Source organism: Caballeronia calidae, assembly GCF_900044055.2.
GTDB classification, from domain to species: Bacteria; Pseudomonadota; Gammaproteobacteria; order Burkholderiales; family Burkholderiaceae; genus Caballeronia; species Caballeronia calidae.
On the sequence record NZ_FCOX02000352.1, the window covers coordinates 1 to 622 of the forward strand.

At 60.8% G+C, this 622-nt stretch carries 2 protein-coding genes; both read left to right on the top strand.

The genetic code is table 11. The features are described 5' to 3' along the window. Positions 1–438, top strand: a 438-nt coding sequence (locus AWB78_RS42985) for a TrbG/VirB9 family P-type conjugative transfer protein (protein WP_198399526.1), incomplete at its 5' end; no start/stop codon positions are given. Then, positions 435–622 (top strand): hypothetical protein (locus tag AWB78_RS42990; protein ID WP_157697930.1); only part of this gene is annotated, 188 nt, incomplete at its 3' end. The genes AWB78_RS42985 and AWB78_RS42990, both read left to right, overlap by 4 nt.

Here is a 622-nt window from a genome sequence, read left to right on the forward strand (position 1 = left end):
AGTGAGGAAGCGACCAAGGCCAAAGCCGAGATCGCCCGAGCGAAACTGAGAGGGGCGATGGCTCGGACGGACCCCCAGGCGTCGTTCAACATCGATTATCAGATGTCGGCCGAGGCAGCGTCAGCGTCCATCGCGCCGGTCAACGTGTGGGACGACTTCCGCTTCACCTACTTCAAGTTCCCGGCGAACGCGGAGCTGCCTGAGGTCTTCCTGATCAGCTCCGATGGCAAGGAAAGCACGGTCAATACGCATGTCGAAGGCGCGGACCACAACATCATCGTCGCCGAAACGACCGCTAAAGAGTGGCGGGTGCGCTACGGCCAGCAGAAGGTCATTGGCATCGTGAATGGCGAGTTCGATCCATCACGCGGGGCGACGCCGAGCGGCACAGTCGTTCCGGGCTTCAGGCGGGTGATGAAGAGCGAGGATGAGCAATGATCAGGCGCGAACAGAACATTGATGAGTTGGTTGACGAAAACCGACCGATCTCCGGCGGGCGCGACTCGTTTGGCAGCGTCGTCGCGTCCCGGCACCGTATTCAGGGAATGCGTGCGTTTGTCGCACTGATGGTCATTCTCGGGCTCGGCCTCATCGGCTGGATCATGTACCGAAAGCTGCACCC